The 20,143-nt window shown below is 59.3% G+C and carries 15 protein-coding genes and 7 pseudogenes; 8 read left to right on the top strand and 14 right to left on the bottom strand.

Going from position 1 to position 20,143, the window contains the following annotated elements:
* Positions 1-159: 159 nt before the first annotated feature.
* The 9 genes and pseudogenes from AC0L28_RS33275 to AC0L28_RS33235 form a co-directional block, all read right to left on the bottom strand.
* A pseudogene (locus AC0L28_RS33275) lies at positions 160-1,180 on the bottom strand (ABC transporter ATP-binding protein).
* Positions 1,177-1,614: pseudogene (locus AC0L28_RS33270) on the bottom strand (oligopeptide/dipeptide ABC transporter ATP-binding protein); the annotation flags it as partial. The pseudogenes AC0L28_RS33270 and AC0L28_RS33275, both read right to left, overlap by 4 nt.
* Positions 1,517-1,777: a VirB8/TrbF family protein gene (locus tag AC0L28_RS33265; RefSeq protein WP_473482670.1), complete on the bottom strand. Its 261-nt coding sequence runs from the start codon at positions 1,775-1,777 to the stop codon at positions 1,517-1,519. The pseudogene AC0L28_RS33270 and the gene AC0L28_RS33265, both read right to left, overlap by 98 nt.
* A gap of 10 nt (positions 1,778-1,787) precedes the next feature.
* On the bottom strand, positions 1,788-2,825 hold the full coding sequence (locus AC0L28_RS33260; RefSeq protein ID WP_473482668.1) for a branched-chain amino acid ABC transporter permease: 1,038 nt from the start codon (positions 2,823-2,825) through the stop codon (positions 1,788-1,790).
* A 7-nt stretch (positions 2,826-2,832) separates the two neighbouring features.
* Positions 2,833-3,723 carry a branched-chain amino acid ABC transporter permease gene (locus tag AC0L28_RS33255; RefSeq protein WP_473482666.1) on the bottom strand — a complete coding sequence of 297 codons (891 nt, stop codon included), beginning with the start codon at positions 3,721-3,723 and terminating at the stop codon, positions 2,833-2,835.
* Positions 3,724-3,727: 4 nt separating this feature from the next.
* On the bottom strand, positions 3,728-4,435 hold the full coding sequence (locus tag AC0L28_RS33250) for an ABC transporter ATP-binding protein (RefSeq protein WP_473482664.1): 708 nt from the start codon (positions 4,433-4,435) through the stop codon (positions 3,728-3,730).
* Entirely contained in the window at positions 4,428-5,162 is a 735-nt protein-coding gene (locus AC0L28_RS33245) for an ABC transporter ATP-binding protein (protein ID WP_473482662.1), read from the bottom strand. The genes AC0L28_RS33250 and AC0L28_RS33245 overlap by 8 nt, the downstream gene beginning before the upstream one ends.
* A 51-nt stretch (positions 5,163-5,213) precedes the next feature.
* Positions 5,214-6,389: an ABC transporter substrate-binding protein gene (locus AC0L28_RS33240; protein WP_473482660.1), complete on the bottom strand. Its 1,176-nt coding sequence runs from the start codon at positions 6,387-6,389 to the stop codon at positions 5,214-5,216.
* Between the two features lie 362 nt (positions 6,390-6,751).
* A pseudogene (locus tag AC0L28_RS33235) lies at positions 6,752-6,988 on the bottom strand (LexA family protein); the annotation flags it as partial.
* A gap of 94 nt (positions 6,989-7,082) precedes the next feature.
* On the opposite strand from AC0L28_RS33235, the pseudogene AC0L28_RS33230 reads away from it, so the two are divergent.
* Together AC0L28_RS33230 and AC0L28_RS33225 are read left to right on the top strand one after the other, a co-directional pair.
* Positions 7,083-8,207: pseudogene (locus AC0L28_RS33230) on the top strand (IS630 family transposase).
* 470 nt (positions 8,208-8,677) lie between these two features.
* Positions 8,678-9,284, top strand: a pseudogene (locus AC0L28_RS33225) (integrase core domain-containing protein).
* Between the two features lie 72 nt (positions 9,285-9,356).
* Here AC0L28_RS33225 and AC0L28_RS33220 read toward each other — a convergent pair.
* Positions 9,357-10,289, bottom strand: a complete 933-nt coding sequence (locus AC0L28_RS33220) for a MurR/RpiR family transcriptional regulator (RefSeq protein WP_473482658.1) — start codon at positions 10,287-10,289, stop codon at positions 9,357-9,359.
* A gap of 238 nt (positions 10,290-10,527) precedes the next feature.
* On the opposite strand from AC0L28_RS33220, the gene AC0L28_RS33215 reads away from it, so the two are divergent.
* Positions 10,528-10,872 (top strand): hypothetical protein, encoded by a 345-nt coding sequence (locus AC0L28_RS33215; protein ID WP_473482657.1) that lies wholly within the window; start codon positions 10,528-10,530, stop codon positions 10,870-10,872.
* Between the two features lie 252 nt (positions 10,873-11,124).
* Here AC0L28_RS33215 and AC0L28_RS33210 read toward each other — a convergent pair whose 3' ends face one another.
* Positions 11,125-11,328, bottom strand: coding sequence for a hypothetical protein (locus AC0L28_RS33210; RefSeq protein WP_473482655.1), 204 nt, complete (start codon positions 11,326-11,328; stop codon positions 11,125-11,127).
* 445 nt (positions 11,329-11,773) lie between these two features.
* Here AC0L28_RS33210 and AC0L28_RS33205 point away from each other — a divergent pair.
* Positions 11,774-12,390 (top strand): annotated as a pseudogene (locus AC0L28_RS33205) (ATP-binding protein); the annotation flags it as partial.
* 548 nt (positions 12,391-12,938) lie between these two features.
* Here the strand turns inward: AC0L28_RS33205 and AC0L28_RS33200 are convergent.
* The 3 genes from AC0L28_RS33200 to AC0L28_RS33190 form a co-directional block, all read right to left on the bottom strand.
* Complete coding sequence (locus AC0L28_RS33200; protein ID WP_473482653.1) at positions 12,939-14,246, bottom strand: aspartate aminotransferase family protein; 1,308 nt, start codon at positions 14,244-14,246, stop codon at positions 12,939-12,941.
* Positions 14,247-14,406: 160 nt separating this feature from the next.
* Positions 14,407-15,726 (bottom strand): glutamate-cysteine ligase family protein, encoded by a 1,320-nt coding sequence (locus AC0L28_RS33195; protein WP_473482651.1) that lies wholly within the window; start codon positions 15,724-15,726, stop codon positions 14,407-14,409.
* A 14-nt stretch (positions 15,727-15,740) separates the two neighbouring features.
* The gene (locus AC0L28_RS33190) at positions 15,741-16,691 is read right to left on the bottom strand and encodes an N-formylglutamate amidohydrolase (protein WP_473482649.1); all 951 of its coding nucleotides are present in this window, start codon (positions 16,689-16,691) and stop codon (positions 15,741-15,743) included.
* Positions 16,692-16,824: 133 nt separating this feature from the next.
* Here AC0L28_RS33190 and AC0L28_RS33185 point away from each other — a divergent pair, with 133 nt between their 5' ends.
* The 4 genes and pseudogenes from AC0L28_RS33185 to AC0L28_RS33170 form a co-directional block, all read left to right on the top strand.
* Entirely contained in the window at positions 16,825-17,427 is a 603-nt protein-coding gene (locus AC0L28_RS33185) for a cysteine hydrolase family protein (protein WP_473482647.1), read from the top strand.
* A 485-nt stretch (positions 17,428-17,912) separates the two neighbouring features.
* On the top strand, positions 17,913-18,536 hold the full coding sequence (locus AC0L28_RS33180; RefSeq protein WP_473482645.1) for a transporter substrate-binding domain-containing protein: 624 nt from the start codon (positions 17,913-17,915) through the stop codon (positions 18,534-18,536).
* A gap of 58 nt (positions 18,537-18,594) precedes the next feature.
* Positions 18,595-19,116 carry an amino acid ABC transporter permease gene (locus AC0L28_RS33175; protein ID WP_473482643.1) on the top strand — a complete coding sequence of 174 codons (522 nt, stop codon included), beginning with the start codon at positions 18,595-18,597 and terminating at the stop codon, positions 19,114-19,116.
* Positions 19,106-19,911, top strand: a pseudogene (locus AC0L28_RS33170) (IS481 family transposase); the annotation flags it as partial. The gene AC0L28_RS33175 and the pseudogene AC0L28_RS33170, both read left to right, overlap by 11 nt.
* Positions 19,912-20,143: the final 232 nt, after the last annotated feature.

Below are 20,143 nucleotides of genomic sequence, written 5' to 3'. Positions count from 1 at the left end.
AACCGACCACATCAAAGCCAGCATCTCGCTGGGCAGGATGACCACCGTTCTCGTTTTCCATGGACTTTCCTTCGTCTATACTTTTGCGGAAATTAGTATCATTTCCACGGTTCCTGAGCAGCGCGCTGGTGATCCTGGAACGGGGTGAAGGCTCCGCAGCTATGCCCCAATGAACGAAGAATTGGCCGCCGCAGGCGGCTGGGCCGGAATTTCCGTGGCCGGGGCGCGCACATGGCAGGCCACGACGCGCCCGTGTACGAGAGTAGGCAAGCCGATCCAGCAACGCTCGACAGCAAGCGGGCAGCGCGGGTGGAATGCGCACCCGCTGGGCGGGTTGATCGGGCTCGGCACCTCGCCCTCCACAGGCGCCTCCAGCCGAATCCGCGTCGGATCCGGCACGGGTGCCGCCGCGATCAACGCCTCGGTATAGGGATGGACCGGCTTAGCGAACAGCGCCTCGCACGGCGCGAGTTCCACGATCCGCCCCAAATACATGACGGCAACACGGAGCGCGATATGTTCCACCACGCCAAGATCATGCGATATAAAGACAAAGGCAATTCCCATCTGTTGCTGCAGATCCAAGAGCAAGTTCAGGATCTTCGCCTGCACGGAGACATCAAGAGCTGACACCGCTTCGTCGGCGATGATGAGCGAAGGCTGGAGCGCCAGCGCCCGCGCGATGCCGAGCCGCTGCCGCTGGCCGCCCGACAGCTCGGACGGAAGCCTGTGCATCATCTCGGGCGACATTCCGACCTTCTGGAGAAGGTCCGCAGCAAGCGCGTTGCGCTGCTTGCGGCTAAGTCGCTCGAAATTCTCGACGGGTTCGGTGATAATCTGTCCTGCGGTGAGACGCGGGTTCAGCGATGAGTAAGTATCCTGAAACACCATCTGCATCCGACGGCGCCAATCTCGGAGCGCACGCTTCTTGAGACCCGCAATGTCGGTTCCGTCGATCAGGACGCGCCCGCCCATCGGGCCCACGAGTCGCATCAGGAGCCGCGCGACAGTCGACTTGCCACAGCCGGATTCGCCGACGATGCAGAGCGTCTCCCCCGCCTCAACGGAAAAAGGACACATCCTCCACCGCCCGGATCACCGGCATGCTTTCCTTGAAGATTCCGCTACCGAGCGGATAATGCTTGGTAAGGTTCTCGACTTTCAGCAAAGGATCACTCATGCGCCCATCACCTCTTCGGCGCGCCAGCAAGCCGCGGCGTGGCTCGATCCGACATCACGCGGGGTGTGCGTCTTCTCGCGGCAAATATCAATCGCGAACGGGCAGCGTGGCGCAAAGCTGCAGCCCACACTAGGTTCGCGCAGACCTGGCACAATCCCAGGAATTTCTGGAAGGCGGCGCTGTCGGCTGCGCCGCCGATCAGGCACCGATCGCATGAGGCCCTGGGTGTAGGGGTGCGCGGGACGCGCGAACAGATCAGTTACGGTCGCTTGTTCTACGATACGGCCGGCATACATCACGATTACGCGTTGGCATGTCTCGGCTCCAACGCCCAGGTCATGTGTAATAAATATGACAGCCGTTCCCGTGGGCTCTTTCAGATCGATGATGAGCCGCAGGATCTGCGCCTGGATTGTGACGTCGAGCGCGGTCGTGGCGATTGAGCAGGGAGACCGACTTGATTTCGCCCGAAACACTGACGTTGCGGCCGAAGATCTTGTCCAGCGATTGTGGATTCGCCGCCGTAAAAAGCCACGTCAAATCCTTCGACGCAGCGCCTGTCGAATAGAGCTGAGCCAGGTCGTAGTGCTGCTTCAACTCACGAGAGTCATAGGTTTCCCGCGCGAGTTCCCTGCCGTGACACGCCGTGCGCAAGCAGCGCGCCGATTTCGCGGGTCGGGAACAGGCCGCCGGCGCGCAGCGCCAGAACCGCGATCATCGCCAGCGCCAGCACGATTTCGGTAAGCCCGATGACCGGGTTCGACACGATCTTGGCGTCGTTCAACAGCCCCTCGGCGCCGCGCAGGCTTTCATACGCGATGGTCACGATGAACGTGCCGACGATCGCACCGGTGACCGTCTTCGCGCCGCCGATCACCAGCATGCTGAGGATCAGGAACGTCTCCTTCAGATAGAAGGCCTTTGGTGAGAAGGAGGTGATGAAGTGACCCCACAGAGCGCCGCCGACGCCGGCAAACAGCGCCGCCAAGATGAAGGCTCGCCAGCGCAAGCTGGGGATATGCGCGCCAAGGGCGGCGGCAGCCGTCTCGTCGTCGCGGCTCGCCCGTAGCAGACGACCAGTACGCGATTCCTTGAAGGCGAGCGCGGCGATCAAGGCCAGAATGGCGACACCGGCAGCCAGTGGCAGGTCGGTCGCCTGGGGCAGGCCGAACAGCGTGCGCGGACCGTTGGTAACTTGGCTCCAATGCGTCATCACTGTATAGAGTACCACCAGCAGCGCAAACGAGGTTATGACCGCCGCTGCATCCGACAGGCGCATCAGCGGATACGACAGAGCGGCGGCAACAAGCGCCGCGACGAGGCCGCCCGCCGCGATCGCTACATAGGGCGATACCTGCACGGTCTGGAGGAAGGGATAAAGGTCAGGCAAGGCCATGCCCTTCATCTGCGCCGGAATAGTCAGCACGGCGGAGGTGTAGGCGCCGATGCCCATGAAACCCATATGGGCGAAGGACAGGATGCCGGAATTGCCCATGAAAACCTGCAAGCCCAGCACCAGCACCAGCGAGATGCACAGATTGGTGGCGATGCGGTCATAGAGCCGGATGCCCAGCCATTGATTGACGAGGACCAGCATGACGATGAGGCCGCCGAGGATCGCTACGGTGAGAAGATGACGCTTCATAATGTCCTCATGTCCGCCGGCCCGAGGCCGGGCCCTTGATGAGGCCGTCCGGCCGCCACAACAGGATCAGGATAACGAGGCTGAAGGTGAAGGCGTCGCGGAATTTAAGAAGTTCCTGCGAAAGCGTGTAGTTCAGCGTCGTATCGATGAGGGCGAGCAGGAAACCGCCGATGACCGCACCAGTCATCGAGCGCATGCCGCCGATGACCGTGGCGATGAAGGCAACCAGCAGCGGCTCCAGCCCGATGCCCGGAACCACGGTGCCGATGCGGCCGATCCACAACAGCCCGACGACGCCAGCCAGAAAACCGCTGATGGCGAAGGCCGAGGATATGATCAGGTTTGCCGGCACGCCGAGCATCCGCGCCATGGTGAAATTGGTGGCTGCCGCACGCATGGCGATGCCGAGCACGGTGCGGCGCATCAGCCACGCGAGCAGCGCCAGAAGAACGAGCGCCGCGACGATGGTGATCAGGTTTCTGACCGGCGTTATCGTGCCGAAGATCGTCACGGTCTGCGAGAAGATGTCGGGCAGCGGCACTTGGCGCGGCCGCGGTGAGATGAACAGCAGCGCCGCATTCTGCAACAGCGTCGAGAAGGCGAAGGAGGTGATCAGCACCGCCGTCACCGATTTTGCCCGAACGGGACGGAAGGCGACATAATCAGTGGCGATGCCAGCGATGACCGCCATGATGACGGCAATCCCCGCCATGACCAGCCAAGGCAGGCCGGAGCCGCCTATTAGGAACATCGCATAGCCGGTGACCATGATGAGCTCGCCATAGGCGAAGTTCACCAGCTTGAGGATGCCGTAGACGATGACGAGGCCGAGAGCCATCAGTGCATAGGCGCCGCCGAGGCTGAACACATCGATGAGGAATTGAACTGCAAAGGTCATGTCCTCACCCTCCGAGGTAAAGTACGCTGAGATTGGTCGCTGCCCCGATTTCTTCGGTGGTTCCCGATGCCGCGATCCTGCCGAGCCGCATCACATAGGCGCGGTCGGCGACCGACAGCGCCTTGCGGGCATTCTGTTCGACCAGCACGATGGTCATGCCCGATTGCTTCAGCGTGCGGATCATTTCGAAAATCTGGTCGACGATCACCGGCGCAAGCCCGAGCGACGGCTCATCGAGCAACAGCACCTTGGGTCGCGACATCATCGCGCGGGCGATCAGTAGCATCTGCTGTTCGCCGCCCGAAAGCGTGCCGGCAGGCTGCGAGGCGCGCTCGGCAAGGCGCGGGAACAACGCCAGCATCCGCTCGCGATCTTCCGCGACACCAGGGCGATCGTTGCGGCGGGTATAGCTTCCGAGCCTCAGGTTTTCAGTGACCGTCAGGTCGGAAAACACATCGCGCGTTTCGGGAACGGTGGCGACGCCCGCCCGCACCATCTTTTCAGGATTGGCGGATGTCACCTCCTGCCCGTCGAGCCGGATCGAACCACCGGCAGCCTTCAGCGCGCCGGCGATGCACATCAGCGTGGATGACTTGCCGGCGCCGTTCGCGCCGAGAATGGCAACGAGTTCGCCCTTGTCTGCTCTCAGCGAGACGCCGCGTACGGCGCGGATTGCGCCATATCGCACTTCGAGATTCTCGACCTCAAACATGGGCAGCCTCCGAGCCGAGATAGGCCTCGATCACCGCTGGGTTCTTTCGCACCGCATCCGCCTTGCCTTCCACGATGGTACGGCCTGAAGCCAGCACATGGAGCCGATTGCAGAGCCGCATGATCAGGCCCATGTCGTGGTCGATGATCAGCAGGCCTAGCCCGCGTGTGCGCGGCAGTTTGGACAGGATGTGTAAGAGCGTTTCGGATTCGGCCTCGTTCATGCCTGCCGCCGGCTCGTCCAGCAGCAGGAAGGCAGGGTCGGCGGCCAGCGCGCGGGCAATCTCGACGCGGCGCTTGTCGCCATAGCTCAGATTGCCGGCAAGATCCCCGGCCTTTTCTGAAAGCGAAAACTCGGCAAGAAGCGTATTCGCCTTTTCGCGAGCTTGGTGCAACCTGACGCCATGAGCAAGTGCCGAGCTTTCCACATTCTCGACAACTGTCATGTTGTTGAAAAGGCGGACGATCTGGAACGATCGGTTTATGCCCTTCAGGGCGATCTTGCGCGGCGACAGTCCCGATATCTGGTCGTCGCCTATCGTCACGCGGCCGCCGGCGAGCGGCACCTGTCCGGTGATCGCATTGATAAGCGTGGTCTTGCCGGACCCGTTCGGCCCGATGAGGCCGACGATCTCGGCCGGGGACAGCGTTAGCGAGACGTTGTCGAGCGCGCGAAGCCCGGAAAACTCGACCGATACGCCAGCCGCGTTGAGCGATTTGTCAGACATGGACTGCCCTATTGGGAGGGACCGGGGCACAAGGCCCCGGCGCCTGGGATGTCAGGGAACGGGAACGCTTTCGGGCTTGCGCCAGCCGACGAAGGCCGGTTTGCCACCCTTCAGTTCCAGAACGACCGCAGCCTTGTTAGGCACATGGCCTTCCTCGGCTGTGCCGTAGTCCAGATCGCCGGTCAGAAGTTTGAACTGGCCGTCCTCAAGCGCCTTGGCGACGGCTGCACCGTCCGTGCTGCCGGCTGCCTTGATCGCTTCGGCCATCAGCATGATCGTGTCCCAGCCGGTCGAGACGAAGGACGTGTCGGGCGCTGCGCCATGCATCTTGGTGTAAAGGTCGATGAATTTCGGCATGTCGGGATGCGCCTCCGGGCCCATCCAGGTGTGGGTCACGAAGTAGACATCGTTGCCAAACTTTTCACCCAGCGCCTGTAGCATGGCTGGATCATCGTAAGTATCGCCTCCGAGCACAGGAGCGTTGTAGCCGACTTCGCGCAGCGCGCGGATGAGCACCCCGATATCCTGGCCATAGGAAGACAGGAAGATCACGTCGGGCGTCTTGCCGAGTGATTTCAGGCGAGCGATCTGGGCCGAGAAATTATTGTCACCGTTTGTGTATGTATCTTCGAAAATTACTTCGCCACCGTTTTCTTTGAACTGCTCCGCGAAATATTTGGACAGTGACTTCGTGTAGGCGATGAATTGGTCGGTGACGACATAAGCCTTCTTCCACCCCTTCTCCTTGACGGCGAAGTCGGCAGCCACCGCACCCATTATGGGGCTCCACATAGACAAGGTAAACTGTTTGTCGCCAAGCGTCCAAGACGAATAAAGTGGGTCGGAAGCGCAGGTCGAGATACCAACTAAACTAGCGGCCTGTGCCTCCCGACCGGCGGGGCTTCCGAGGTCGAAATCGCACGGAGCCATGATCAGTTGTGCGCCTTTATCTATCACCTCGACGGCAGCGTTGCCAACCGTCACCGGATCGGACTTCCCGTCGATATTGATGAACTCAATCTGCTTGCCCAATATGCCACCAGTGTCGTTAAGATACTTGACGGCGACCTCTGCACCCTTGACGCCGGGAGTATCGAAAGGTGCTTGTATCCCAGTCAGCGACATCGCACCACCAATAACGATCTTGTCACTATCTGCTTTGCTGATATCGCTCGCAAGGAGGCCGATTGTAAAAGAAAATATGGCGCTTTGTAGCTTTCTATTCATGATATTTCCCTCTATTTCCCATACGTTATTGCGAATGAGCGTTGTTGTCTCAAATGCCAATTACACTGGATGTCGACGGCCGCTAAGTTCAATCTACTTACATGCCGGTTGTGTAGTGCTGACAAGCAGTCAGCTTGCGCTATGCAGACAGACCCCCTCGTCGATGGGGACAATCAGCATCTTCTGCAGAACAACGAACATTCATTGGTGTAATTCGCCTGTCAAATTCCGTGTTCATATTGCCAACATCTTGGATCAAGATGGATGGATGACGGCGCTGATGCCAATTGCAAGGTCGCCACGAGAAGCGAGCCAATCACGACCCTCCCGCTTAATTCACTGGGCGATTGTGCAGCGGGCGGCTAGTACCTCTGCAGAGAGGATATGACGGGTTCGATCTGTTTGAGCGGCGGTAGGAGCAGCTCAATGCTTCGTGCAACACCAGGCTGCCTGCGGATCAAGCCTAAGCGCTCAACGATCAGCACCATCTGGTGGACTGAAGGCGGGGTGACGCCGAAATAGCGTTGCATGTTGCGTTCGGCCGGCGGTTGGCGGTTGACCTGCATATAAGCCCAGATGAAGGCGAGATACTGCCCCTGTTTGTCGGTGAATCGGGGTCGGGCAGGCGGCTGTCCGTCAAGTAATCATTTGTCGATTCATCCGGAACCTCCGCACCCGAGGGAGGCCTTCCGGATGAATGTACGCTATCGCGTCGATCTCGACCAACCCGAACGCGACGAACTCACAGCGATGCTGGCAGGCGGCAAGCATCCGGCGCGCAAGCTCAAGCGGGCCCAGATCCTGCTCGCCGCCGATGCCGGCCAGAGCGACGAGACCATTGCGACGACGGTGGTGGTCGGCGGCTCCACCGTCTATCGCACCAAGCGTCGTTTCGTGGAGATGGGTCTGGAGGCGGCGCTCAGTGAAGAGCCGCGCCCCGGCGCGGAGCGCAAGCTGACGGGCAAGAAGGAAGCCTTGCTGGTGGCAACCGCCTGCTCCAGCCGGCCGCCCGGGCGGGCCCGCTGGACACTGGAGCTGCTGGCCGACGCGTTCGTCAAGTTGACCGAACATGAACGGCTGTCGCGCGAGGCGGTGCGCCGGCGCCTGGCTGAAAACGATGTCAAGCCCTGGCGCAAGGACATGTGGTGCATTCCCAAGGTCGACGCCGAGTATGTCGCGCGCATGGAGGATGTGCTCGACCTCTACGCCGAAGCGCCCGATCCGAAGCGGCCTGTCGTGTGTTTCGACGAAAGCCCGACCAAACTCATCGGCGAAGTGCGGCAGCCCATCTGGGCCGCGCCGGGAAGGCCGGAGCGTTACGACTGCGAGTACAAGCGCAACGGCACCGCCAACCTGTTTGTCTTCCTCCACGCGCACCGCTCATGGCGCAAGGTAAAGGTCACCGAGCGGCGCGCGGCGGAGGACTTTGCCCACTGCATGCGCGAACTCGTCGATCTCCATTGCCCGATGCCGAGCGTATCCGGGTCGTCCTCGACAATCTGTCGACCCACTCGCCCGCCGCGCTCTATCAGGCCCTGCCGCCATCAGAGGCGCGACGCATCCTGCGACGGCTGGAGTTCCACTACACGCCCAAGCACGCCAGCTGGGCTCAACATGGTCGAGATCGAGATCGGCGTCCTGCGCAGTCAGTGCCTCGACCGTCGCATCGAAAGCCGCGATAGCCTCGTCGCCGAGGTCGCCGCCTGGCAACACCAACGAAACGCCACTGGCGCCCGCATCAAGTGGATGTTCTCAACCGAACAGGCCCGCCTCAAAATGGCCAAGCCCTACCCAAAGCCAACCCCCAAAGAGTCATAATCTATGTGCAGAGGTACTAGTTGAATGGATCGAAGAATCGGCTTTGAAGCGACGCTGCCTTATGAAGCCCAGCTAATTTAATCGCCGGTTACTACCGAAGGCGCCAAGAAGCTTGAGGGTGCAGGGAACTATGAGTTGCGCTTCGGACGTTGCCTGCCAATCACGCGGGATCTCTGGCTCGATCCGTCATTTGTCCACCCTGACCATTGTTGCCGTGTTCTGGGTGGCTCAGAGCGGCTCCGTCGATCCCTTGATGGGGCGACACTTGGTGCTAAGAGCCTTCATAACCCGGGTGGAGGGTATTCTCGGCTCGCTTTCCGGAGCGGTTGCGGGGGGCTTTGTCGTCGAGCTATTGAGGTGTTCTAACAGGCGTTCCTACCCTAGGGGTGTGAGCTTTCGGGAGGTTGTCCATTCGGACCGGACCGAGGAGACTGGAGTTACCACGCTTGAGCATCCACCGGAGGGTCCGAATGAACATCCACAAGAATGCCCGTCTCACACCGCTGCGTCGAGAGGAGATGGCGCTGTCGGTGATAGAAGGCGCTTTTTCCAAAGCCCATGCGGCGCGCGTCTATGGCGTGTGGGCCAAGATCGTGACGCGCTGGGTCGAGCGCTATAAGACCGAGGGCCGCGCCGGCATGGTCGACCGTTCCTCGCGGCCTGCCCATATGCCACAGCTCACCGGCGCGTCGATCGGAGAGCGCCATCGCCTTCCTCAAAGCGGCGGTCGCCTACTACGCCAGCCTCGGCGTCACCATAGACCGCGTCATGAGCGACAACCGCTCCTGCTACAGATCGAAGGCTTTCGCCAAGGCCTGCCGCGATCTCGGCCTTAAGGACGTCACGACAAGGCCCTTTACGCCCAAGACCAATGGCAAGGCCGAGCGCTTCATCCAGACGGCGTTGCGCGAATGGGCCTACGCCATTGCCTACCCGACATCCGATCACCGCGCCGCCGAACTGCCAATCTGGCTCCACAGATACAATTGCCATCCCCCACACGGCAGCCTAAAGTCCAAACCACCTATCAGTCGTCTCGCCCTAACCGAGGACAACCTGTTGAGGCCCCACAGCTAGGTCATGGCCTCTTACCAAGATACGGTCTTGCTCACTGCGAGGATCGCGATCCTCGTCGTCAGGCCGTTGGGTCTAATCCCGGCGACCAAGGTCGACCGGAGCTAGCCCATACCGCGCTCCTTCCCCGCCGCCGTGTCGCCGGTCGGGAACAAAGGTGCGTTCCCGGAGGCGGTTCAGCGCCTCAAGCCGCGGCTGGGCGTTCGGCCAGAGCCGGACGTCGAGCTCGGCAACCAGCATCTCCGCAACGCCGACGAGGCCGACAATCGTATCCCAGGGGGTCGTGGCGTCTACCTTGCAGCGGAACGTGTGGCGAGCGAAGGCCTCCACGTCGCTGACCCACTGGTCGGTGAAGAGGATCAGAACCCCTCCTTTCTCAGAGGCCATTTTCGCAGTGAGGATGACATCGGGCTGATAGCGCCTGATGTCAAAGACGACGAAGAGGTCGTTGCGCCGCATCTCGATGAGCGCGTCGCAGCGGCGTGGCATGTCCTGCGCCATCAATGTCACGCGTGGTCGCATCTTTCGCAGGTGGAAGTCGAGATGCATCGCGACCGGATGAGTGAAGGTGCCGCCCAGGAGAAAGACCCGCCGCTTCGTATCGGCAAGGAGTTCGACCACCTCGGCGACTTCGCGGAGGTCAAGCACGTCGAGCGACGTCTCGACGGCGGCCACCAAGCTGGCGCGAAGGCGCTCGTCTCGCCGAGTCTGGTCGCGGTTCACCCGCTGGATGGTGAGTGCGTTTTCCTGGACGATCGACACTTCATCACGAAGGAGACGCCGGAATTCTGGGTAACCCGTCACCCCGAGCTTGGTGACGAAGCGCTGGATGGTTGCCGAGCTCACCCTGGCCGTCTCGGCAAATCCCGTGATGCTCTCGAGGCCAACGGCCGGATAGCGTGCAAGCAAGGTCTGGGCGGCCCGGCGCTCGCTACGCGTGAGCTCCGGCATGATGCGTTCGATCCGCTCAGCAATTCTTGTTTCCGGTGTACTCAAGACGAGATCCATCCTCTTCCTACGGTTGCCAGGTGCGTCCCTAGACGTTGTCAGTTAGTGCAAATCGACGGCCCTGAACAGGGACGAGGCTCTCATTGCGGATATGCAACCCTATAAACATCCCGCTTTTAGATGCCCACATCACTGTCGGGACAGCCAGTCCTTCCGACCGCCAGCGCCCGATTGAACCCCGAAAGACGGGCGCTTCTGTCGATCGACATGCAGAATGCCGAAGGAATGAACCCGGAGCTTGTCGCGCTCCAGGATCGCGGGTGCTCCAGAGGCAAAGAAGCGGGCCTTCCTCGAACGGCTCGACAGCATTGTTATTCCCAACCAGAAGCGCCTCAAAGCCGCCGCTTGTGCCGCAGGCATTGAGGTCATCTACACCACGATCGAGGCCTACACTCAAGATGGACGCGACATCAATCTCGACTTCCAAGCTGTTCTTTCCGAAGGGCTGCTGGGAGGCGAAAATAATGGACACCATCGGCCCAATCGGCGACGACATCGTAGTTCCGAAGACTTGCCTCTGGCATCTTCAATTGCACCAACATCGAATACGTCCTGCGCAACCTCGGTATCGAATATGTCGTGATCTACGGCGTCTCGACCGATCAACGCCTGGAGACGGCGGTTCGCGATGCGGCAGACCGGGCTTCCTCGTGACTCGGGTCGAGGATTGCTGTGCGGCGGAAGAGGAGGATCGACATGTCCGTTCGATCAAAGCGATGGACGGGTACTATTGCCGGGTGACGTCGACGAATGCGTGGATCGCCGAAATCGACCAGGCTTCGCGCTAACTTGATCCGGGCTTCGCGACTGGCTCGCAGGCCGAGCGCGGGAAAGCTCAGGGTGGTCGCCGCTTGGGTTGTTCCGCAGTCGCCACGCGCTTCGCGAAGAGGCTCCGTCCAATTTCCCAAAGGCCGGCCGGCGAGAAGCGAATGACCGCTATCAACAGGAGCGAAACGATTGCGAACGGCCAGGTGCTGTCGTCCATCAGGAGAGATGTCATGAGCGTGATTTCCATCTCCGCGATCATCAGTCCGAACAACGTGCCGACGCCTCCGACAGGCCCACACTTAGGACGAAGCAGTCGGGCGACGCGCAGGTATAGTGCATAGAGGGACCGGCCAAGCCGGGTAACGCGCCGCTCGCCGCCACAGATCAAGCGATGCCGTCCCTCGTTGACTCCCCAGCTCGCCGCGTAGGCGGCATTGTCCCGGAGCGCGACGAGCCCTCAGCGGGAATCCAAGCGTACCACCGCAAAGAGCAGCCCCACCGCGCCCGCGAGCATAACGAGGGCAGGTAGAAGGCCAGCTTACCATCGCGGGCGAAGTTGTGATCGCTGATCCGCAGCGCCGGAATCGACACCATGCCCCCCAATGCCGCCGGTGACAGCTGCGCTGCTCAGAACAAACTGCATCGCGAGCTGGCTGGAGGCGAAGTGTTGATGCCACGGAGAAGTGATATGACCCGGCATTGGAGTGCGCCCCTGAGGGTGGACAAATCGGCTAGGGGAACTCACCGAACAGGGAGCGCCGGCATTTGAAGCCGCCATTCCGATCCTGTCGCAATTGCTGAAGGACGAGACGGCAGAACGCGAGTCAGGTCCGTCGCCATCAGCTCAAGACGGCACGCTTTCCAGCCTATCGTGATCTCAACGGCTTTGACTTCGCAAGCAATCAACGAGGCACTCGTGCGTCACTTCATCGCTGCGAGTTCATCGATGAAATTAATAACATCGTGCTCGTCGGCGGCCCGGCACAGGCAAACCCATATTGCGACCGCTCTCGGCGTGCAGGCCATCGAGCATCATCACAAACGGGTCCGCTCCTTCTCGACTGTCGAGTTGGTCAATGCGCTCGAGCAGGAGAACGCGCAGGGACGATCCGGCCAGATCGCCAATCGCTCGTGCACTCCGATCTCGTGAGCCTGGACGAGCTTGGCTGTCTGCCGTTCAGCGCGTCAGGTGGAGCATTACTCTTCCATCTGCTGAGCTCTACGAACGCACCAGCGTCATCATCACCACAAACCTCAGCTTCCGCGAGTGGGCGAGTGTCTTCGGTGACGCCAGATGACGACGGCACTCCTTGACCGACTGACCCACCGTTGCCCTCGAAACCGGAACAGACCGAAGCTCATCGAAGGCTTTGTATGGCAGGGTAACGCCCTCATGCCTGATCTCGAGCCGGCCATCGGGATAGTCGCAGACGACCACCTTCTTGCGGGTGAGCTTTTCGCGGCCGCGGAGGCTTCCCTGTCCGGTGTGCGGACGGGGGAGCCGCAGCAGATGAAAGCCTGCGGCGGCACGACGCGCCGACCCGCGCGGCGACGAACACCATCTTCAATGCTCTCTGCGAGAATCAGCCACCGAGTTATTGGCCTAAGCGCCAGATCGAACTCTTTGTGTCGCTTGCCAGTTAAATGCAAAATGCGCTAGGTTGGATCCGGCTGGGCAGTTAATTATGCAAATCTCAGCGTGGTGTGGCTGAGTGGTGAGTGGCCTATCAGCTCGGGCTGTCGGGCCGCCTCATCCCCCCGGCTCGCACCATCGCGGCGCGGTTTTGTCAGCAATAGGCCGCCGCCTCTCCTCGAGGTTCTAAGTGCGAACAACCCGGCCCCACAGATCAGCCGTCTAAATCTACACCCCCCTGTTTCCGACTACCAGCCCGCAAAGGCTTTCGCTACTGAAGGATCTAATTTGCCCTGTTCAACATCGGAAAGAGCCGCGTCAAGTATCTCCACCCCGCGATCCACTTCCTCCCGCGTCAAGGTCAATGGCGGAGTGAACTCAAGCACATTCGACTTTATGCCTACATAGAATAATATCAACCCAAGTTCGAAGGCGCGATAAACAGCCATTGCAGTCTCCTGCTTTGCTGGCTTCTTTGTTGCCCGGTCGACGACCAACTCAACTCCAATCGCCAAACCTTGCCCTCGAACGTCGCCAATTAGCGGGTGCTTTTGTTTTAGTCTCTCGAGACGGGATAGCAGGTGCCTGCCTACTCTTGCAGCATTCCCCACCAATTGATCGGCTTCAATCGCATCGAGCACAGCTAAGGCAGCCGCGGCGCAGACAGGGTTTCCGTGCAACGTCTGCAGTGAGAAGGCTGGCGCAAAATTCATAATGGCCTCAGGTCCGGCGATTGCTGATATTGGTAAACCTCCGCCAAGACCCTTTCCGAACACCACGATATCTGGCTCGATGCCATGGTGCGAAAAGGCATGCAGCCGCCCAGTTCTACCCAATCCGACCTTCACTTCATCGCTCACGAGTAGGATCCCGTGCTGCCGGCATCGACGCTCGATTTCTTGGAAGAAACCGTCCGGCGGAACCAGCATTCCACCATCGGATTGGATTGGCTCAATGAAGAAGGCGGCTACCTGTTGAGGAGGCACAGAGTCACCGAAAAGGCGATCGAGCTCGTTAAGCGCCATTTCCGCAGCGTGTTCACCATCGGCATAACTGTTTGGGTACGGCACGAGTGTTAAACCAGGCGTCTTTGGCATTGCTAAGAACGGGTGACCAGAGATTGCGGCGGAGCCCATGGTGCCCCCATGTACGGAACCCGAAAAAGAAAGGATTCGGGGCCTGCCCGTCGCAGCAACTACAATACGTGCGACAGTCTCATTGGCGTCCGAACCGGAATGGCCGAACCAAAGCCTGCCCGCTGCACGAGACGGGACCAATGAGAGAAGCTTTTCAGCTAGTTGCACTGTCGGCGCATTGGCGCTCGAAAGATAGCTTGCTCCCGCCTGGTTTGCAAGCGCGCTATTAACTGCCGCCCGTATACGAGGATCAGAATGACCTAGGCTTGCTGCGCCCCAGGACGCCGCAAAATCCAGAAGTTTGCCGCCACCATCTGTTGTCAGTGTCGCACCCGCCCCACCTGTGACAGCAAGTGGATAGAATCGTAGATGAGCCAGCTTCGCGATTGATTGTGCCTCACGTTCATACAAGGAATTCATGTTCTAGTTCCTCCGCTGCTGCTTCCAAAGCGTTGTGTATGGGGGTCGCTGCATCGAATGCTTCATATGCCGACTGGGACCAATACCCGCTGTGTCCCAGAAGCATTTGGCGAAGAGGCAAAGCGAGCTTTAATGCGGAACCTGGTCCCGCTCGCGAATGTCAGAGCGCCTTGGCGAGCCGCTCGACGTACCGGTCCCCCGCTTGCTTTGCATCCGCGATGTCATTGAGGCGTGACGCCCGGTAGGCAGACCAGAAAAGCTCACCAAACCATCGTTTAGCAGCGCCATCAGCATCAATCCCGGCAATCACGGCGCCAAGAGTCGCAGGTAGCTGTTGCGCGCCCACAGCAGATCGTTGCGCTTCAGTCATAGCGGCCGGGTCGTGGTTAACGTTCACCGGCGCGGCCAGTTTGTCCCTCAACCCATCGAGGCCTGCACGGATTAGGGCGGCAAGTGCAAGATAGGGGTTGCTGGTTGCGTCAGCCACTCGAAATTCCAAGGACGCCGCGCCATGCCATCCTTCTCCATCGCTGCCTCGTGGGCAAAAGCGGATGGCTGCTTCACGATTACGCTCACCGAAGCACGAATAGATCCCCACCCAGCTGGAAGGAAGGAAGCGGGCAAATGAATTCACCGAGGGGGTTGTAAAGCCTACGACCGCTGCCAAGTGGCGAAGGATGCCGGCGGTGAAGGAAGCCGCTTCCGGAACAAGGTGGCCGTGCCGCGCAGTCGCTGGCGACCCATCTTTCCGCCACAGACTGAAATGGATGTGTACCCCGCTGCCGGCTGAAGCCGGATCCGGCTTGGGTATGAAGGTTGCCCTCAGACCGCGTAGGCGGGCTGCATCGCGGATTACTTCACGAGCAAACACGGCTTGGTCTGCGGCTGCGAGGACATTTGCGGGAGGACTGGCCAGTTCGAACTGGTGCGCGCCGTATTCGGCCGCAAACTGCTCAAGAGACATGCCACCGGTGGCAAGGGTGGCGTAGACATCCTCTGCCAGTGCAGAAATTGCGCGACTGCCTTGAAGAGAGAATGCCGGGGTGGGTTCATCCTGTAAGCCGTATATGTATAACTCGTGCTCGAAACCGGCGACCACCGTCAGCCCGAACTCCGACTCGAGATCAGCAATCGCGCGCTTGAGCTGGCCACGCGGACACACGGGCCAGTTTTCGCCTTCTGTCGTCTCGATGTCTGCTAAGTAAACTGTCGCCGACGGCCTGTCGCCCACTTGAGGTAGCACCACGAAGGCGGATAGATCCGCTTTCAATCGAGTTTCGCCGACCGGGCCAAACGGGTTCTCCGACGGCAGCGTGTTGAGCGGCGATATAAGAACATTGACTGGGACCCAAGGAAGGCCGGACTTCAGCACATCAGATACGCGCTCCACCGGAAACGAGCGGCCGCGCATTACACCCGACAAGTCCTGACTGCCAATCATCACCATGCGGGGATTTTCATACCGAGAGTGCGGGGTCATGCCGTGCGTTCCTTTCAAACGAATTCAGGAGCGATGCGTCTAAGCGCAACTCTAAGTGCTTCCGCTAACCGATCACCCCATTTGATCTGATCGGACGATTCCGAGATCATATCCTGCCTAATCTCGAACTCGATTCCGAGCAGACCTCGATGTTCCGCGTAGACCGGTACCGTATAGTCCGATTCATCTTCCAGCGCGTAAGGCTGATTGAAGCCGATGACGAGATCGCCCGTCATCTTGAGTTCTTCGGCAAGCGCGTCTGCCAGGCGGCGATCCTTGTTGAAAAGAAGGCCTAGGTGCCAAGGGCGCGGCGTCGGGTAGTCCCTGTGCCAAGGGGTGAAGCTGTGGACGGTCAAGATCACCGTTGGACGTTTCGCGGCAAGACGGGTCCGAACCACATGCTCGATCCTCGCTTGGTAGGGAAGAAAGATCTCGGATAGGCGCATGGCAGCAGCCGACACAGTTAAATCTAGGTTCCCCGCAATAGTCGTTCCGTCGGTCAAGGTGACAAATGCAGTGGGGTTGTGTGGTGGACGATTGCAGTCAACGACGAGCCGGGAGTAGCGCTGGTAGATCAACTCGGCGTCGAGTCGTTCGGACAAACGTTCACTGACGCCGAGAGCACCGATGTCATAGGCAATATGACGTGCGAGATCGGCTGGAGAGACGCCAAGAGACCCGAGCGACTTAGGGATCAGCCGACCCGCATGGTCGCAAAGCAGAAGAAACGGCGATCCCCCTGTCGGGCGAACATGCCCAACGGGATCGGGCTCGTCCGGCTCAAGAAGCCCATCCTTCCAACGGTATCCCGGTGCATGCTCTAGTTCGACAGGTGCTTGGACTATGTGCCGCGGCATTGGCTTCTCAGTTGCGAGGGCAGACTGAAAAGTTCTTGTCATATGATACAGAATAATGCAAACGGAAAAATGTTTGACATCGTTCTGTTTGATCGCTTCGATACCCAACTAGCATCCAGATGCAAAGTCTCAACGTGCAACCCGTCTTCGCTCAGAAAGGTACTTATCCATGCCACAAATCTCGCTCAAAGCCTCCACCCCGTCCGATCGACAGCGGTCGATAGAACCTAAGAAGACAGCATTGCTGTCTATCGACATGCAGAATGCCGAGTGGAGTCCGGAACTCGTTGCTCGATCAAAGGCTCCAGGCTCGCCGGATCAGAAAAAGCGGTCGTTCCTTGAGCGACTCGACAGTGTCGTGATTCCGAACCAGAAACGCCTGCAGGCCGCGGCTCGCGCTGCAGGCGTCGAGATCATTTACACGACTATCGAGGCTTATACGCAGGATGGGCGCGACATTAGCCTCGACCACAAGATTTCCAAGCTATTCCATCCCAAAGGTTCTTGGGAAGCGAAGGTCATCGAGGAAGTTGGTCCTGCCGGCGACGAGATTGTCATTCCGAAAACAGCATCAGGCGTTTTCAATTGCACCAACATCGAATACGTACTGCGCAATCTGGGGGTTGAATACCTCGTGATATACGGTGTTTCAACCGACCAGTGCGTCGAGACAGCGGTGCGCGATGCTGCCGATCGCGGTTTCCTCGTGACCCAGATCGAGGACTGCTGCGCAGCTGAAGAGGAAGATAGGCACGCGCGATCGATCGAGGCCATGGATGGCCATTACTGCCGCATTCTCACGACCGATGACATGATCGCCGAATTCGGCCGCGCAGCGGGCTAATTCCTGAAGGAATTCAGGAAAGCAGGGCGCAGTCTGGCCAAGTCGATCCTGCATTAGTGCGCTACGCCTACGCGGCGAACAATTGTGCTGGTTAATTTTGAACGACCAGGCGGATTGATGAAAATGTGCTGGCCACCGGAAATCCGTCGAATTCGTGCGTATATGTTTGGAATTTTTGTGGAAGGCGCCCCTGCTACGTTACTATCTTAATGGCGTTCAAAACCGGAGAACTAACTAATGATTGAGTGGAACGATACCGAACACTTGAAATCCGCAATCTCGAAGGGGATTGCGACATTTGGCATCGTGATAATGACAATGTCTTCCCTTACCGGCTCGGCCTCAGCGGAGTCGCTACTCGAGAAGATCAAGAATGGAGGAACGATCCGGCTTGGCTTCTCTAACGAGCCTCCCGGTAGCTATCCGGTCCGAACAACGAGCCGCTCGGCTCGGTCAATGCGATTACTCTGGATGTTTTGAAAAAGATGGGTACCCCCAACATCGAGTCGGTCGTAACCGATTGGGGCTCGCTTGTCCCGGGCCTCCATGCCGGTCGCTTCGACGTTATTACGGGCGGCATGTGGATCAAGCCCGAACGCTGTCGTAACGTGCTTTTCAGCGAACCCATTGAATCGAGTAATGACGCGATTGTCGTGCCAAAGGGTAATCCGGAAGCACTGCATTCTTATCAGGATGTGCGTGACAAGGGACTCAGCATCGCCATTACGACGGGTACCACCGGAGTTGAGATGGCAAAAAAGTTAGGCTTCGCCGACGATAAAATCATGCAGGTCGCCGGGCCGCAGGAGGTCGTACAGGCTGTAAAAGCCAGCCGCGCTGCCGCAGGCGCGCTCTACAGTCTGAACGCGGCTACCCTTGCCGAGAATGATCCTAGCATTGAGATGGCCGACCCGTACACCCCGCCTGGCCCCAATGAACATCCCGCCATTGCCTTCTCGCTCAGCGAACAGGCCGCGGTAGACGCGTTCAACGCTGTGTTGAAAGGCTATATTGGCTCTGACGAAATGATGGCCTCGGTCGGCAAATATGGATACACCAAACGCGATCTGCCCGACGGCAGCAAGACCGCTGATTTGTGTAAGGGTTGACGCTCTATGCTCCTGACCGCTTCTTGGGCCCGTCTGGTAAGCGGTCAGTGGGGGTGCTATGATCATGGTTGATCTCAACTCCATCGTGGGGGTGCTAGCTAAGGGCGGCATGACCACGGTTATTGTGACCCTCGGGGCATCTCTGGTGGCAATTGTCCTGGGGCTTGTCGTTTGGCTAACCCGGGTCTCTCCCCATTGGCAGTTGCGCTGGTTCAGCATCGTTTACATCGAACTGCTTCGTGGGACATCTATGCTGGTACAGCTCTACTGGTGGTTCTTCGTACTGCCAATCTTTGGTATTTTTTTATCACCGTGGATTGTCGGAATTTTAGGTATCGGGATGAATGCCTCCGGCTATGCAGCCGAGTACGTTCGCGCCGCGATTCAGGCCGTTGACCGGGGACAGTATGAGGCATCCACAGCGCTCAACTTTTCGCGGCTCACCATGATGCGGCGTATCATTCTGCCGCAGGCGATGCGCGCCATGCTGCCGACATGGGGTAATATGCTCATCCATGTTCTTAACGGAAGTTCGCTCGTCTTCTTCATCACCATCACCGAATTTACCAGCGCCGCTTAAGGATCGGTCCTCGCGACCGCATCGGCTCTACCGGCCGACGCCACAGGCCATTGTCGAGCAGGTTGAGGCCTTGCGGCGCCAACGATGGACCGGCCAGCAGATCGCTGCCGAAGTTGGCGTCTCGCCGGCTACCGTCAGCCGCATCCTGCAGCGCCTCGGCCTCAATCGGATCGCTTCGTTGGAACCGGCCGAACCGGTCCGCCGCTACGAGCGCCAGCATCCCGGCGAGCTGATCCACATCGACATCAAAAAGCTCGGCCGCTTCGAGCGGGTTGGTCATCGCATCACCGGCGACCGCACAGGCCAGAGCACCTGGCGCAGCTCCAGGCGTGGCGGTACGGGCTGGGAGTTCGTCCATGTCTGCATCGACGATGCGTCTCGCGTCGCCTTCAGCCAAATCAAGCCCGACGAGAAGACGCAGAGCGCCATAGCCTTCCTCAAGGCAGCCATCGCCTATTACAAGAGCCTCGGCGTAACCGTCATTCGCGTCATGACCGACAACGGCGGCTGCTACATATCGAGAGCGTTCGCCAAGGCCTGCAAGAAACTCGGGCTCAAGCACATCCGCACCAAACCCTACACGCCCAAGACCACGGCAAGGCCGAGCGCTTCATTCAAACTGCCCTTAGAGAATGGGCCTACACCAAGGCCTATCACACCTCAGACCAGCGCGCCGCAGACCTCTCACTCTGGCTCCACCGCTACAATTGGCACAGGCCTCATGGTAGCCTCAAAGCCAATACACCTATCAGCCGACTCGCTCTAACCGGGGAACCTGCGTATTTCAGGCGATGATGAGCACGGATTTCACAGCATCGTGAGCACGGATTTCACGGGATCATGAGCACCGATTTCAGACGATCGTGAGCAGCGATTTCAGACGATCGTGAGCACCTTTTCGCTTCGGCCGACAACTCAGCCAGTCTACAGAATGCCTCGTTCAAAACGAGGAAGCCTGATGCCAACCCAGAGATTGTCGATACGCCGGATCAGAGAAGTTTTACGTCTAAGCCATTCCAGGGCCTGA

Source organism: Mesorhizobium sp. WSM4847, assembly GCF_055811335.1.
Note: the sequence above shows the minus strand (reverse complement) of the source record. Positions and strands in the feature narration are given on the sequence as shown.